The organism is Polynucleobacter sp. MWH-Adler-W8 (assembly GCF_001889925.1).
Classification (GTDB): Bacteria; Pseudomonadota; Gammaproteobacteria; order Burkholderiales; family Burkholderiaceae; genus Polynucleobacter.
In genome coordinates, this window is record NZ_LZFI01000007.1 from 22,410 (window position 1) to 36,015 (window position 13,606).

Consider the following 13,606-nt stretch of genomic DNA (forward strand, 5'->3'; position numbering starts at 1 on the left):
GAAAATAGAAGATATCAAATGAAATTTATCCAATACAGTCTCATCGCATTCATAGCCCCTCTATTGTGCTTAGGGAATGCGCATGCCCAATCCAAAACAAACCCTTGGGAAGGCGCCTACGGACAAGTAGGTTTAATTGGATATGAGAGCTATATCCCCAAAGGAATAGGCGGAACAACTACAGCGGGCGGTGTCACCTACCCCAATACCTCAACGGCAAACCATGCTAATGGTCCTGCGGCAAATATCGGCATTGGCTATAACTTTGATATCGGTAAAAACTACTTACTGGGTATTGGTGCAGCACTATACCCAGGACATTCTAGATCTGCTAGCTCAACTCTGGTAACAACTACACCTGCGGGGGCATCAGTGAAAACCGGCACGTACGATGTTTCCAACACCTTTAGCCTCTCCCTAATCCCAGGGTATGTGATTAATGAAACACGCTTAGTCTATGCAAAGATAGGTTACGCAGGATCAACTATCAATGCTAATTCGCCTGGAAACTACCCCCAGCAATCTAACCGAGTAAATGGAACGGTTTATGGTATTGGCTATAAGCAATTCATCACAGGATCAATTTATGCCTTTGGTGAAGGCAACTACGCCGTGAATCGAGCAAAGGCAATCACCGTACTTACAGATAGCGGCGCCACCGTAAAATCGACTGCCGATGCCACTGGTTATGACATTATCTTTGGAGTTGGCTACCACTTCTAGAGCCAAACTAACTGAAAAAAAACCACCCCGAAGGGTGGTTATCAATATTCAAAAAACCGTCATGGAAATTTGAATAGCTACTGGAACTCTTTTATAAAAGCAATCGTTAAGAGGAATCTTGATCCAGATCAATAATTCACTAGCGCTAGAACTAAAGTACTAGTCTTGATGCGCGCAAACCTTACCCAGCGCATCCGTCTTGCCTATCGATATCTTTAGAACATCATCAGAATCAATCCGACTTAGCGCTGATGCGCTTGCAAGACCAAAAAAGAATGCCACAACTGCTACAACTAAATTTGTACTAAGTTTTTTCACTGTAATGCCCTTTTGTAAATAAATTATTAAAGCTAATTCTTTTTAGCCAGCGAGATCTTAATCGAAGAATCTCTATAAATTATTCAAAATTGGTCACCCTAGAACAAAAGTATTAGGCAAGAAACAAAGCATTTAGAACTAAAGTTTTATATCGCAATTATTTTGGCATCTTATGATGAATCATCATTTAGTCATCAATGAAAGGAATGCCAAATGCATGCAAAAAAAGAGCCTAGTCAGACGCTAAATATAATCAGAATCATGAATCACCCTCGCCATCATGAGTTAACTAGAATTCTTGAATTAACAACTCAGAAAAGTGCTCAGCAAGAAATGGTGTCAGCGAATCAAGTCAAGACTGTTGATATGAACTTAACCGCTTTAGCTTAACCCACCTCATTCAAGCAAATGATAGGCCAACCAGATTATTTCTTATTTATTGAGCGCGGCGTAATTCATCTACATAACTAGGCTCAGAATGCAATACGTTGGTAGTGCCGGCCTTTGCCACTTGCCCGGGAACCTCGTGCCCCACAATCTTTGGTAGTTCTCTTGCTAGTTGTATTAACTTAGGAATATTCATACCGGTGTCATAACCCATCGCATCAAGCATATGGATCGCATCCTCACTAGATATATTGCCGCTAGCTCCAGGCGCGTATGGGCATCCGCCCAGGCCACCTAGCGAACCATCAAAGCGAACAATACCAGACTGTACTGCAGCTAAGACATTGGCTAAGCCCATGCCTCTGGTGTTGTGGAAGTGCAATGTCAGTTGTAGATTTGAGAATTGCTTCTGCAATGAGTCGCACATTCTCTTTACTTGATCAGGATTTGCCATGCCCGTGGTGTCGCAGATTGTTACACCTCTTACACCGAGGTCTGCAAAACGTTTTGTAAATCCTTCAACCACCACTTGAGAAACCTCCCCTTCCATGGGGCAGCCAAAACTGGTGGAGAAGGAAACATTAATAGGCGTTCTGCCATCAACATACTTAATTACTTCAGCCAATCCAGCAAAGCTCTTTTCTCGACCCATTCGTAGGTTGGCTAAGTTATGAGTCTCTGAAGTGGACATCACGAGATTAAATTCATCGGCCTTAGATTCCAGGGCGCGCTCGGCACCTCTTAAATTGGGGACTAAGACGGTGTACTCCACTCCAGGTACGCGCTTAATGCGCCCCATCACTTCCTCAGCATCTCGTAGCATCGGAATAGCTTTGGGAGAAGTAAATGAGGTCACCTCAATTTTGGCAAAGCCACACTCACTGAGCGCATCAACCAGCTTTACCTTATCGTCCGTTGGTACAAAGTTGGGCTCAATCTGAAAGCCATCCCGCATTACGACGTCATTGAAATAAATTCTGGTCATGGTTTTATCTTTATTTAGTAAATGCAATGCCGCGCTCTTTTAAAGAGGCGACCTGATCATCACTCAAACCAATGCTTTTGAGTATTTCATCGGTATTTTGTCCAATATCAGGCGCAAGAGTCTTAATGGATCCCGGTGTACGCGATAACTTCGGAATCACGCCCGGTACATCCAACTTCGTGCCATCTTGCATCTGGATCGTTTGAATATTTTCACGGGCTTTGTAGTGTGGATCGCTTGCGATATCAGCAACGGTATAAATTTTTCCAGCTGGTACAGATACAGAATCCAGTGCTTCCAAAGCTTTGGTAGTACTCACTGTTTTAGCCCACTCACCGATAGCTTGATCAAGCTCAGCCACTCGTTTGACGCGACCATCATTGGTTTCCAGCTGGGGGTCATTGCCTAAATCTTCGCGCCCAATCACTGTCATCAGGCGCTTGAAGATGCTATCACCATTGCCAGCAACCAATACATAGCCGCCATCAGCGCACTGGTAGGCATTGGTTGGGGCAATACCAGGCAAAGCGCTACCAGCCGCTTGGCGCACCTCACCAAATGCGCTGTATTCAGGCAACAGGCTTTCCATGCAATTAAAGACTGCCTCATACAATGCAATATCAATAATCTGACCCTTGCCACTGTTATGGCGTTCTTGCAGAGCTAGCAAGATACCAATCACACCATGCAAAGACGCTAAAGTGTCACCGATGCTGATACCAACGCGCACCGGTACTCTGCCAGGTTCAGCAGTGAGATGTCGCAAACCGCCCATAGCTTCCGCAACCACACCAAATCCTGGTTTATCTCTGTATGGACCAGTCTGACCATAACCGCTGATACGAAGAACAATTAACTTGGGATTGAGTTGAAGTAATTTTTCTGGATCAAGACCCCAGCCCTCCAATGTTCCAGGACGAAAGTTTTCGATTAATACATCCGCCTCTTTTACCAGTGTCCTGACAATATCTTGAGCTTCTGATTTTCTTAAATCCAGGGAAAGTGATTTCTTATTGCGTGACTGCACTTGCCACCAGACTGAAGTGCCATCTTTAAGAAGGCGCCACTTGCGCAATGCATCGCCCTCTTTGGGTGGTTCGATCTTGATAACATCCGCACCAAAATCAGCCAAGGTCTTAGCAGCAAATGGCCCGGCGATGAGCTGCCCCATCTCCACGACTTTTAACTTTGATAATGGCTCCATCAAATCCCCTGAAATATGCTTTTGTGCCCTAAGTGGGTACTTTAAATCAATCAGCAATTGATCTAATAAAAGTCCATTTTCTTAGCCTAAAACACAGCTCTTTTTAAGGTGGGTGTTACTCAATCTTTCCAGGTGGGATGTTTTTGCATCACTGAATCGAATAAATCAGATTCAAGCTGCTGATTGAGCCATTTTTTGACTGCGGGTATAGGGAGTTGCTCAAACCTCTTGGAGTCAACCATTGAAAACTGCCTAATAAATGGGAAGATGGCCACATCCACCCAAGTTAATCTACCCCCCATTAGGTATTGGAAGTTTTGCAGCACCTGCTCCATAGGAATCAACATGACTTGCAATACTTCATCGAGAACTGCTTCTGGATCTAGCTCTGGGAATCGATTAGGGTATTTGTATTGATCCAATAGAGTCTTAAATGGGCCATCATTTTTTTCAATCCAAGAATTGGCAATAGACTCATCAACCTCTTTCCACCCATGCGGGTCAGACTGTTGCAATGCCCAGTGCAAGATATCCAGGCTTTGATCTATTACGAGATTATCCATCCGTAAAACAGGGACCGTTCCCTTGGGAGAGAGTTGCAACATCGATTGCGGTTTATTGCGTAACTCAATCTCTCGGTGTTCAACCTGAATACCCGCATACTTCAATGCCATGCGGGCTCGCATGGCATAGGGACATCTTCGATAAGAATACAAAGTGGGTGTCATGCAAGCACTTTACTCCTAGCATTTAATATGCCACTCGTTGCCAGCCACTTGGACAGGCCTGTGTCTGTGGATAGTACAGTCCATTTTCAGGGCAATAGGCAGCAGCTTGTGGTTGCGGTGGATAAACATATTGCGGGGCGTAATAAACGCGCGGAGGTCTGTAGTACGCATTGGCAACAGCCACTCCAGCCACAGCACCAACCGCAAAAGGCGCCCAGCCGCCACGCCAACCGCCATATCCACCATACCAACCCCTACCACCATGAGCACTGGCTGAGCTGGCCACCCCTGCAAGCATGACACCTGTAAGCAGGCATATTAGTATTTTTTTCATATAGACCCCCATTCATAAAGGCATTAAGCCTTTTCTTACATAACGGATCAGCTTTAAGGTGGGTTGACGCTATCAAATTAAATACTTTTGTAAGCATTAATAGGCAGGTCTTAAGGGAGTTTTTTCTTCCTACAAGCATCAGAGCAGTATTTGACCGATTCCCAATTTTTGGCCCAGGATTTTCTCCAGGTCATTTCTTTTTTGCAGGCAACACAAATCTTACTTGGGAGAGCGCTTTTGTTTCCCTTAAACGTTATCTTCATGAGTGTTTTTATAGCGCGTCGAGCTGATTCAGAATCTTTTGGGCATGCAGCACAATTTCTTTTTGATCTTCATCACTAATTCTTTTGAGGTTGGCCGTCATTAACTTAGTACGTGGGCTCGCTTCAAATTGAGCACGATGCTTGATCAAAAAGTTCCAATACAAAGTTGTGACGGGGCATGCCTCTTCCCCATAGCGTATCTCAGGCTTGTATTTACATGAGCCACAATAATTGCTCATGCGTCTGATGTATGCGCCACTGGCGATATAAGGCTTACTGGTAAACCGTCCGCCATTCGCAAATAAGGCCATCCCAGCCGTATTAGGTAACTCCACCCACTCAATCGCATCTACGTAAATTGCTAGATACCAGTCACACACTTCTTGAGGCAGAATTTCAGCTAGAAGTGCAAAGTTTCCGGTCACCATTAAACGCTGAATATGGTGCGCATAACCATATTGCAGTGTTTGACCAATAGCATCTTGCATACAAGCCATCTGGGTCTGCCCAGTCCAATACCATTTGGGTAATGGGCGCTGATGTTGATAGTAGTTATCTTGTGCCATTTTTGGCATGTCAAGGTAATACATGCCCCGGACAAATTCTCGCCAGCCTAATATTTGTCGAATGAAACCCTCGATTGTTGATAGATCCAAGGCATACTTTTTCCAAGCAATGATGACCGCATCAATCACCTCACGAGGATTTACTAGCTTTAGGTTTAATGCGCTCGACAAAATAGAGTGCCATCCAAAGGGGGTATCCGTCCACATAGCATCTTGATACACACCAAAATTTCTGAGGCGGAATTCGACAAAATACTCCAGAGCTTGGAGAGCCTGGCTTCTGGTAACGGGCCAGTTAAATGACTCCAGAGATCCAGGATGATCTGGGTAAGTCTTTGTAACGAATGCCAATACTTCCTTGGTAATCACATCTACTTCAAACGCCGCAGGGGCATCGATGATGCCAGGTCCCTTTTTCGGATAGGGCTTGCGATTATCTTGATCGAAGTTCCACTGACCACCCTCGGGGTTACCTTCAGCGTCTATTAATACCTGGTGCTTCTTACGCATTAGGCGGTAAAAGTACTCCAGCCGGAGTTCTTTCTTGTTTGCCGTCCACTCCACAAACTCTTGTCGCGAGCAATAGAAATGCTCATCCTCAAGCATTACCAGCTCAATATTGAGTTCTTTTGCTAATGCCTCAATCGCCTGCTTGAGACGCCATTCACCAGGTTCAATACAAACTAAATGCTTTATCTTCTTTTGCAGAATATGCTCTTTGAGAACCTCGACAATAGGCAGATGAGAGCCTTGAACGTAAGTCAGCGTGTATTCCAGCTTTTTCAGCTCAACTGCAAAGTGACGCATTGCCGAGAGAAATAAAGCAATTTTGGCTTTGTGCGACCAAACATACTGAGCCTCATTAGCCGACTCAATCATGATGATTTCATCTACTAGAGGATCAAAGTCTCGTAATGCGGCGCTCTGCAAATCGAGCTGATCCCCTAAAATCAGAACTAAGCGTTTAGGCTCCGTGGCTTGCTGCTTGATTTGCTGCTTGATTTGCCGCTTCATTTATTTTTGTATTGAGTGGGGCAATAGGCTCGAGTCACATCTTCACTGCGCAAGGCGCTATGTTTTGTGGCTCTTCCAGTTACCCGCTTGCGCCAAAGCTCAAAGGAGCTCCGTTTCAGCTCTTTACGCATAATGGCTATCACCTGAGGCTCACCTAGGCCAAAGGTTTTCTCAATGGCATCAAATGGCGTGCGATCCTCCCAGGCCATTTCAATGAGGCGAGATAAATCGGGTTCTGCGAGGGTCTTGGGGGCTGGTTTTGGCACTCTGCAAGTTTAAGACTTATTCAATAAACTAGCTTGAGCCCATGATTGGAAAAATTCGTCAAAAACTGATTTCTCAAGAGATTCCGGCCATACAAAAGCCGGTGGCAATCATTTGCCCTATCTGTGATCGACCCATCCCAGATTCCCAGAAGGATGCCCACCACCTCATCCCCAAATCTAAGGGCGGGAAGACAACCGAATACCTTCATCGTATTTGCCACAAGCAAATACATGCCTTGTTTACCGAATCCGAGTTAGACCAGCAATACCATCATGCCCAGATCCTAAGAGAACACCCGGAGATGAAGAAATTTATTCAATGGGTAAAAGGCAAGCCCAATTCTTTTTATGAAAAAACCCGCAAGAGCACGCGCTTGAAAGGCTCTAGTTAAGTATTTACCTTGCCCTATTTAAGTGCATTAAAGAGTCTAATAGACTTATTAGCGACTCAAGAACCTTTTCTTAAAAGGCTGTCGAAGAGATTTCAATAAAAACCCCTCTTTGGTGCATGAGTTTTCGAGCTTGTGCAAACCTAAATATCGTTCTAATTATTAAAACCTAAGATACGTTATGCGTATAAAAATTACAAAGAGCCTGGTATTGCCGGCCCAAATACTCGAGACCGAAAGCATTCCTGAGGCCCTCTTTCCTGAGGGGGATTATCTTGCCAACCTCACCCCTGATGGGAAGATTGAGGTGATCAATACACGGAAAATAAAAGCCCTTTTTTCCTTCTCGCAATTTAGAGAAAGAATCTCGCTAGGCGAATTTATTGTGATGGAGGCTTGAGATCGGATTTCAGCGGGATAAATCCAGACTTACTACTACCGCCGTCATTGCAGAAACAGATTCAAATGCTTTGGAATTAACGCCACTAGTATCAACATCCTCCCAGTTGAACTCCAAGGAGAAATGGGCAGACTCGACAATCAGCTCATAACTGGTAGACACCTTATTGCCCTCAACTCCTTTAGGCTCATCACTCACAGGAACGCGTAAAGACTCGATCGCAGCAATTAATGTACTCACTTCGTTACCCGTTAACTCTCGGGTACGCAGCACATCATCTGTGCGCTTAATAGAAATCTTAGAGACCTCGTCAATCGTCACCTCGTATTGATTAAGCCCTAAATCTTCCCAAACAGTTAATTCCAGAGCAATCGGATATGTTTTCATCAATCTACCTCGTCAACATGGGGTTCGTCAAAATGCGTCTTTTGAGGTCGGGGCTTTACTGCTAGCCGAGTCCATTTACTTTGATGGATTCGGTAATCGCAATCCTCAGCATGATTCTCTAGCAAACCAAAAATGATGGTGGTGGGAATTTTGCAATGAAGGCAGCGATAAGCATGCTGATGCTCTTCAATCTTCTCTTGGGGGTAGTCGATATAAAACGGTTTCATTTGAGTCCCCCTTTTTTTATAACTAGATCAAGTTAATAAAACCATCTTACACCTGTGCTTTATTAAAGTGGGATTCATTTAAAGGTATTTAACTAGCCCTCAAGCTCACCTTCCCATTTAGAGATAACGGCCGTTGCCAAGCCATTACCCAATACATTGGTTGCTGAACGCGCCATATCCAAGAAGTGATCTACCCCAAGGATCAATAGGACGCCTGCTTCTGGCAAGTTAAATTGGGATAGGGTTGCGGCAATAACTACCAATGAGGCTCGCGGTACACCTGCTATCCCCTTTGAGGTGATCATTAACACTAGCAACATCAAGAGCTGCTGGCTGAGCTCCATCTCAATACCGTAGACCTGCGCAATAAAGATGGCAGCAAATGTGCAATACATCATCGACCCATCTAAGTTAAAGGAATATCCCACCGGCAAAACAAAAGAAGCAATATTGTTTTTACAGCCAAAACGCTCCACTCTCTCTAGAGTCATTGGATAAGCTGCTTCTGAACTCGCAGTTGTAAACGCAAGTAAAGCCGGTTCACGCAACATCTTCACTAAAGCCCATGTGCGATTTTTTAATACCAAGGAACTAATCAGAATGATGACGATCCACAAGGTGAAAATAGCAGCATAAAAACTCAGCATGAATTTTCCGTAGGTCATCAATATGCTGACACCATTTTCCGCAATGACGGATGAAACTGCCGAGAAGACTGCGATAGGAGCCATCTTCATTACTGCAGTCGTAATCTTGAGCATGATGTGGGAGAGCATATCCAGATTACGAATGAACTCATCTGCTCTAGCCCCCATGCCTGCTGCGCCAACACCAAAGAAAACAGCAAAAACTACGATCTGTAAGATCTCATTTTTAGCCATCGCATCAAAGATGCTGACCGGGAAAATATGTCTCACAAAATCTGGAAAATTAAGGCTCGCTTTATTTAATCCAGTATTGGCTGCAATCTCCGGCAGAGTTAATTCCACGCCAATACCCGGATGCAGAATATTGACCATGACCAAGCCCAACAATAAAGAAACCAGCGACATGGAAATAAACCAAGAGAAGGTTTTTAAACCCACTCTACCGATAGTCGAGGCATCACCCATTTTGGCTATACCAACAACCAAGGTGGCAAATACCAAGGGAGCGATGATCATCTTGATCAAACGCAAAAAGACATCCGTCAAGATTGAAATGTAAAGGACGTACTGATCGGGGAAAGAAGTTCCTGCACCGTATAAGTTGACGAGGTAGCCAACCAAGACACCCAAGACCATCGCCCCTAGAATAAAGTGAGTTAGCTTTTTAGAGTTCATGGATGGCCTAATTAATGAGGGGAACAGAAAGATTCTACCTACCTTTAGGCCCGCTAGGCATCAATCAAGACTGAAAAAGTTGATAATGAGTGATTGAACATACTTCATGGAAGATAAATATGCTGCCCTGCATCGAATTGGAAACCAGCCCAAATCCAACAGCTGCCGTTATCTGGTTGCATGGTCTTGGAGCCGACGGCAATGATTTTGTACCCATCATTCCTGAATTAAAGCTAGCTGGATGCCCTGGCGTTCGCTTTGTATTTCCGAGCGCCCCAAGCATGCCCGTCACCGTCAATGGCGGTTACGTTATGCCAGCCTGGTATGACATCATTGGCAGAAACCTGATGGATCAAGAAGATGCGGCAGGCATTCAAAAATCAGCAGCAGCGATTGTTCAGTTAATCGAAAATGAGGCTGAGCGCGGGATTGCCTATGACAAGATTGTTTTGGCTGGCTTTTCTCAAGGGTGCGCAATGGCCTTGCATATTGGCTTACGCTTTCCACACAAGCTTGCTGGCATTATTGCCCTATCAGGCTACCTACCCTTAGCAATGACTGCCAATATTGAAAAGCATACTGCCAATGCTAAGACACCGGTCTTTATGGCACATGGTACTTACGATCCCGTAGTTGCTCTTGATCGCGCCCAAGCATCGCATGCCTTACTAGAACAAATGAGTTATCCAGTAGATTGGAATGAATACCCCATGGAACACTCCGTTAATCATGAAGAGCTCATGGATATCTCGCGCTTCTTGCAAGAAGTATTGGCGGCTAAATAAGCCCATCCGCTATTAACTTGATGCTGGCAATCAACAAAAAGAATCTCACTGTTCGGTAATACCATTTCATTGAGATTCTTTTGGCTAAGTAAAAGCCAAAGTAGACACCTACTGGTGCGCAAGGTAACAAGATGATGGAAGTTGCCAGCTGCTGGAAGTTCAGCAGATTCAAATAGGCGTAAGGGCCTAGCTTCCCAAAATTAATGATCGTGAAAAAGACTCCTAGGGTCGAGGTGTACACCATCGGCAAAAGTTTTTCTCTGAGCATATACACCGTTATCGGCGGCCCACCAATATGCGCTACAAAAGAAGTGAAGCCAGACGTTAAGCCCATTACGCGCCCAAGCCAAGGATAAGACTTAGTCTCCTTTAAATCCATGCGTGACATGGCAAGATTCTGAATCAAAAAGAGTAGGGTAAAAATACCAATCGACAGAGTTAATACCTGAGGCGTGATGGCAGTAAAGAAAATCATTCCCAACAGAAGACCTGCTATGGCTGGCGGAATAACAATCTTCAGAATGTCCCAGTTCGCATTCTGAATGTATCGACGCAAACCCACTAAATCAATCACAATTAAGAGTGGCAACATAATTGCTAAAGCTTCATTAATTGGAGCCTGGCTAGCCATCAAAGGTAGTGAGAGGGTGCCAAGCCCGGCCCCAAAGCCGCTTTTAGATATACCTAGAATGGTGACGCTGATGACTGCACATACAAAAAAAGCAAGTGAGTGTGCGTTGAAAGATTGCACCAAGGAGGTAAAGAGTAAATCAAGCATCCAGCGATTTTACCAAGCTATGAATAGGTAGGCAGCGGCTACAGCCATAAAGCCTGTGGCTAGCCATCCGAAAATCCTCATACTCAAAGAGGCGACATGAGCCCCCATCACTGACTGTTTTGATGACAAAACCATAATGGCCACCATGAGTGGTACAGCGACGATTCCATTGATTACCGCACTCCAAAATAAGGCCTTCATAGGGCTAATGGGTGAGTATTGAATCGCCAGAGCAATCAACACGCTCAGAGCAATGATGGCGTAAAACTTGCTTGCTTGAGCAGCGCTATCCTCCAAGCTAGAGCGCCAGCCAAATACCTCTGACAAAGCATAGGCAGCCGAGCCAGCAAGAACAGGCACTCCCATCAGCCCGACGCCCAAGATCCCCAGCGCAAAAAGCAGAAAGGTAAACTCGCCGGCGAGAGGTCTCAGTGCTGATGCAGCTTGAGCAGCAGTATTGATGTCACGTATACCAGCAGCATAGAGAGTCACTGCCGTAGCGAGAATAATGCAGTACGCAGCCACATTGGAGTACAGCATACCGCTCCACGTATCCCAATGAATTCTTCTGAGTTCTGAAGTGATCACCTCGGGATTTTTCTGTTCAAGCAGACTGGGCTGACCACGCAAGTTCATATCCTCGACCTCCTGAGAAGATTGCCAAAAAAATAAATAAGGGCTAATGGTGGTGCCAAAGATCCCGACCACCACTGCAGCCGAATCTGCACTCCAAGTCAACTGAGGAAAGAAGGTGCTCCAGATGACATCGCCCCAAGAAATATGCACCGTAAAAAGGACGGCACCATACGCCAGTAGAGAAAGTGATAACCACTTCAAAAAGAAAACATAGTGGCGATAAGGAATCAGTATCTGCAAAACCAAAGTCAACAATACAAAGAGGCCGGTCATGATATGCCAATTAATACCCGTAACCAACTGTGCTACCTCACCCATCGCAGCAATATCTGCAGCGATATTGAGAACATTTGCAATCAATAGCAGCAACACTAGAGAAACCAATACAACTGGCGGAAAAGCCAACTTAATATTGGCAGATAAACCACGGCCAGTCACCCTACCGATACGAGCGCATAAGACTTGAATTGTCGACATCAAAGGATATGCAAAGGGCATTGTCCAAAGCATATTTAAACCAAATTGCGCACCCGCTTGAGAATAAGTGACGATCCCACTTGGATCATCATCCGCTACACCCGTCACCAATCCCGGACCTACCCGAGATAAAGGATGTTGCTTAATGCGGACCCAGATTTCCGAGAGATTCATATGGGTTTCGGTGAGAAGATCATCCTTTGAGTGTAGTCTTTAATAGGATATTCGGGAGGATCGGCTCAAAAGATAAGGGCTCATACAGAGCCCTTATGCTGATTGATTTAACTATCAAAGTTTCTTACTAAAACTATATTGAGCAAATGCTTGCTCAGCCACATTAAACCACTGCGCTTCCATGTTTCTAAATGCACGGTAGTCCTCAAAAATCTTTTTGAATTGCGGATTCTTGGCAGACTCCTCTGCATAGGTTTCTTGACTTGCTTTAAAGCACGCATCTAGGATAGAAGTATTGAACTTACGAAGTACGGCACCGTTTTGCAGGAGGCGTTGCAATGCAGGTGGATTAAGCGCATCGTACTTTGCGCACATATCGGTATGCGCTTCGAAACAAGCTGCCTCCCATGCTGCTTGATAGGCAGGCGGCAAAGAATCCCACTGCTTTTTATTGACCAAGAAAGAAAGTCCAGCGGCACCCTCCCAGAAAGCTGGGTAGTAGTAATTCTTGGCAACCTTTGCTAGGCCTAGCTTTTCATCATCATAGGGTCCAACAAATTCTGCAGCGTCAATCGTGCCCTTTTCCAGCGCCGAATAAATCTCACCAGCTGGAAGCTGCTGTGGCACTACACCGAGTTTTGCAAGTACCTGCCCTGCAAATCCAGCGATGCGGAATTTCAAACCCTTTAGGTCTTCTGGTGATTTAATTTCTTTGCGAAACCAGCCACCCATTTGTGTACCAGTTTGACCGCCTAAGAAATTCACAATGTTGTAGCTGGCATAGAGTTCGCGCATTAACTTCATGCCATTACCATGCAGCATCCAAGCAGATTGTTGGCGAGCAGTTAAACCAAATGGTGCAGCAGTATCGAAGATGAAAGCACTATTTTTACCTAGGTAGTAATAACTTGCGGTATGTCCACACTCTACGGTGCCGTTTTGTACGGCATCCAATACCTGAAGAGCTGGAACGACTTCACCAGCTGCAAATACCTTGACGTTAAATTTTCCGTCAGTAGCTTTACGCAAAGCGTTAGCAAATACTTCAGGCGTACCAAATAAAGTATCTAATGATTTAGGGAAGCTCGAAACCAAACGCCAGTTCAGAGTTGGCAAACTTTGTGCAAGCGATGGCGCTGCTAAGGCAGCAACTCCGGCACCAATAGTGGCTTTCTTTAAAAATGAACGTCTTTGCATTTCCGTCACCCCTTTTAAAAATAATGAAGTTTTATATTGATACTAT

General features: G+C 44.9%; 19 protein-coding genes. 5 read left to right on the forward strand and 14 right to left on the reverse strand.

Translation table 11 applies throughout. The annotated features are described in order from the left end of the window. Positions 1-18: 18 nt before the first annotated feature. Positions 19-723 (forward strand): outer membrane beta-barrel protein, encoded by a 705-nt coding sequence (locus AOC28_RS08905; protein ID WP_072583627.1) that lies wholly within the window; start codon positions 19-21, stop codon positions 721-723. Positions 724-882: 159 nt separating this feature from the next. Here AOC28_RS08905 and AOC28_RS11405 read toward each other — a convergent pair whose 3' ends face one another. Next, positions 883-1,041, reverse strand: coding sequence for a hypothetical protein (locus AOC28_RS11405; RefSeq protein ID WP_158009057.1), 159 nt, complete (start codon positions 1,039-1,041; stop codon positions 883-885). Between the two features lie 261 nt (positions 1,042-1,302). On the opposite strand from AOC28_RS11405, the gene AOC28_RS11600 reads away from it, so the two are divergent. Next, on the forward strand, positions 1,303-1,431 hold the full coding sequence (locus AOC28_RS11600; protein ID WP_255407150.1) for a hypothetical protein: 129 nt from the start codon (positions 1,303-1,305) through the stop codon (positions 1,429-1,431). A gap of 46 nt (positions 1,432-1,477) precedes the next feature. Here AOC28_RS11600 and AOC28_RS08910 read toward each other — a convergent pair whose 3' ends face one another. The 7 genes from AOC28_RS08910 to AOC28_RS08940 form a co-directional block, all read right to left on the reverse strand. After that, on the reverse strand, positions 1,478-2,413 hold the full coding sequence (locus AOC28_RS08910) for a hydroxymethylglutaryl-CoA lyase (RefSeq protein ID WP_072583740.1): 936 nt from the start codon (positions 2,411-2,413) through the stop codon (positions 1,478-1,480). A 10-nt stretch (positions 2,414-2,423) separates the two neighbouring features. Continuing rightward, positions 2,424-3,617 (reverse strand): CaiB/BaiF CoA-transferase family protein, encoded by a 1,194-nt coding sequence (locus AOC28_RS08915; protein ID WP_072583628.1) that lies wholly within the window; start codon positions 3,615-3,617, stop codon positions 2,424-2,426. A 119-nt stretch (positions 3,618-3,736) separates the two neighbouring features. Next, a complete protein-coding gene (locus AOC28_RS08920) occupies positions 3,737-4,345 on the reverse strand; it encodes a glutathione S-transferase (RefSeq protein ID WP_072583629.1) in 609 nt (202 codons plus the stop codon). Positions 4,346-4,367: 22 nt separating this feature from the next. Further along, on the reverse strand, positions 4,368-4,679 hold the full coding sequence (locus tag AOC28_RS08925; RefSeq protein ID WP_083564283.1) for a hypothetical protein: 312 nt from the start codon (positions 4,677-4,679) through the stop codon (positions 4,368-4,370). A 110-nt stretch (positions 4,680-4,789) separates the two neighbouring features. Continuing rightward, positions 4,790-4,942, reverse strand: coding sequence for a DUF2256 domain-containing protein (locus tag AOC28_RS08930; RefSeq protein ID WP_072583631.1), 153 nt, complete (start codon positions 4,940-4,942; stop codon positions 4,790-4,792). Between the two features lie 8 nt (positions 4,943-4,950). Then, positions 4,951-6,522 (reverse strand): cryptochrome/photolyase family protein, encoded by a 1,572-nt coding sequence (locus tag AOC28_RS08935; RefSeq protein ID WP_072583632.1) that lies wholly within the window; start codon positions 6,520-6,522, stop codon positions 4,951-4,953. Further along, positions 6,519-6,788, reverse strand: coding sequence for a TIGR03643 family protein (locus AOC28_RS08940; protein WP_072583633.1), 270 nt, complete (start codon positions 6,786-6,788; stop codon positions 6,519-6,521). Before AOC28_RS08940 ends, AOC28_RS08935 begins: the two co-directional genes overlap by 4 nt. A 41-nt stretch (positions 6,789-6,829) precedes the next feature. Between AOC28_RS08940 and AOC28_RS08945 the strand changes: the two genes are divergently transcribed. Both AOC28_RS08945 and AOC28_RS08950 read left to right on the forward strand, forming a co-directional pair. After that, positions 6,830-7,180, forward strand: a complete 351-nt coding sequence (locus tag AOC28_RS08945; protein ID WP_072583634.1) for an HNH endonuclease signature motif containing protein — start codon at positions 6,830-6,832, stop codon at positions 7,178-7,180. A gap of 178 nt (positions 7,181-7,358) precedes the next feature. After that, positions 7,359-7,577, forward strand: coding sequence for a hypothetical protein (locus tag AOC28_RS08950; RefSeq protein WP_072583635.1), 219 nt, complete (start codon positions 7,359-7,361; stop codon positions 7,575-7,577). Positions 7,578-7,586: 9 nt separating this feature from the next. On the opposite strand, the gene AOC28_RS08955 is transcribed toward AOC28_RS08950, so the two are convergent. The 3 genes from AOC28_RS08955 to AOC28_RS08965 form a co-directional block, all read right to left on the reverse strand. After that, positions 7,587-7,964 carry a hypothetical protein gene (locus AOC28_RS08955; protein ID WP_072583636.1) on the reverse strand — a complete coding sequence of 126 codons (378 nt, stop codon included), beginning with the start codon at positions 7,962-7,964 and terminating at the stop codon, positions 7,587-7,589. After that, positions 7,964-8,191, reverse strand: a complete 228-nt coding sequence (locus AOC28_RS08960; RefSeq protein ID WP_072583637.1) for a hypothetical protein — start codon at positions 8,189-8,191, stop codon at positions 7,964-7,966. The genes AOC28_RS08955 and AOC28_RS08960 overlap by 1 nt, the downstream gene beginning before the upstream one ends. Positions 8,192-8,283: 92 nt before the next feature. Beyond that, positions 8,284-9,513: a dicarboxylate/amino acid:cation symporter gene (locus AOC28_RS08965; protein WP_072583638.1), complete on the reverse strand. Its 1,230-nt coding sequence runs from the start codon at positions 9,511-9,513 to the stop codon at positions 8,284-8,286. A gap of 119 nt (positions 9,514-9,632) precedes the next feature. Here AOC28_RS08965 and AOC28_RS08970 point away from each other — a divergent pair, with 119 nt between their 5' ends. Then, a complete protein-coding gene (locus AOC28_RS08970; RefSeq protein ID WP_072583639.1) occupies positions 9,633-10,298 on the forward strand; it encodes a dienelactone hydrolase family protein in 666 nt (221 codons plus the stop codon). Here the strand turns inward: AOC28_RS08970 and AOC28_RS08975 are convergent. The 3 genes from AOC28_RS08975 to dctP all read right to left on the reverse strand — a co-directional run bounded on the left by AOC28_RS08975 (position 10,291) and on the right by dctP (position 13,560). Next, positions 10,291-11,076 carry a sulfite exporter TauE/SafE family protein gene (locus AOC28_RS08975; protein WP_072583640.1) on the reverse strand — a complete coding sequence of 262 codons (786 nt, stop codon included), beginning with the start codon at positions 11,074-11,076 and terminating at the stop codon, positions 10,291-10,293. The two genes, AOC28_RS08970 and AOC28_RS08975, sit on opposite strands and share 8 nt — an antisense overlap. A gap of 9 nt (positions 11,077-11,085) precedes the next feature. Further along, entirely contained in the window at positions 11,086-12,363 is a 1,278-nt protein-coding gene (locus AOC28_RS08980) for a divalent metal cation transporter (RefSeq protein WP_072583641.1), read from the reverse strand. 114 nt (positions 12,364-12,477) lie between these two features. Then, a complete protein-coding gene (gene dctP, locus AOC28_RS08985; RefSeq protein ID WP_072583642.1) occupies positions 12,478-13,560 on the reverse strand; it encodes a TRAP transporter substrate-binding protein DctP in 1,083 nt (360 codons plus the stop codon). Positions 13,561-13,606 lie beyond the last annotated feature (46 nt).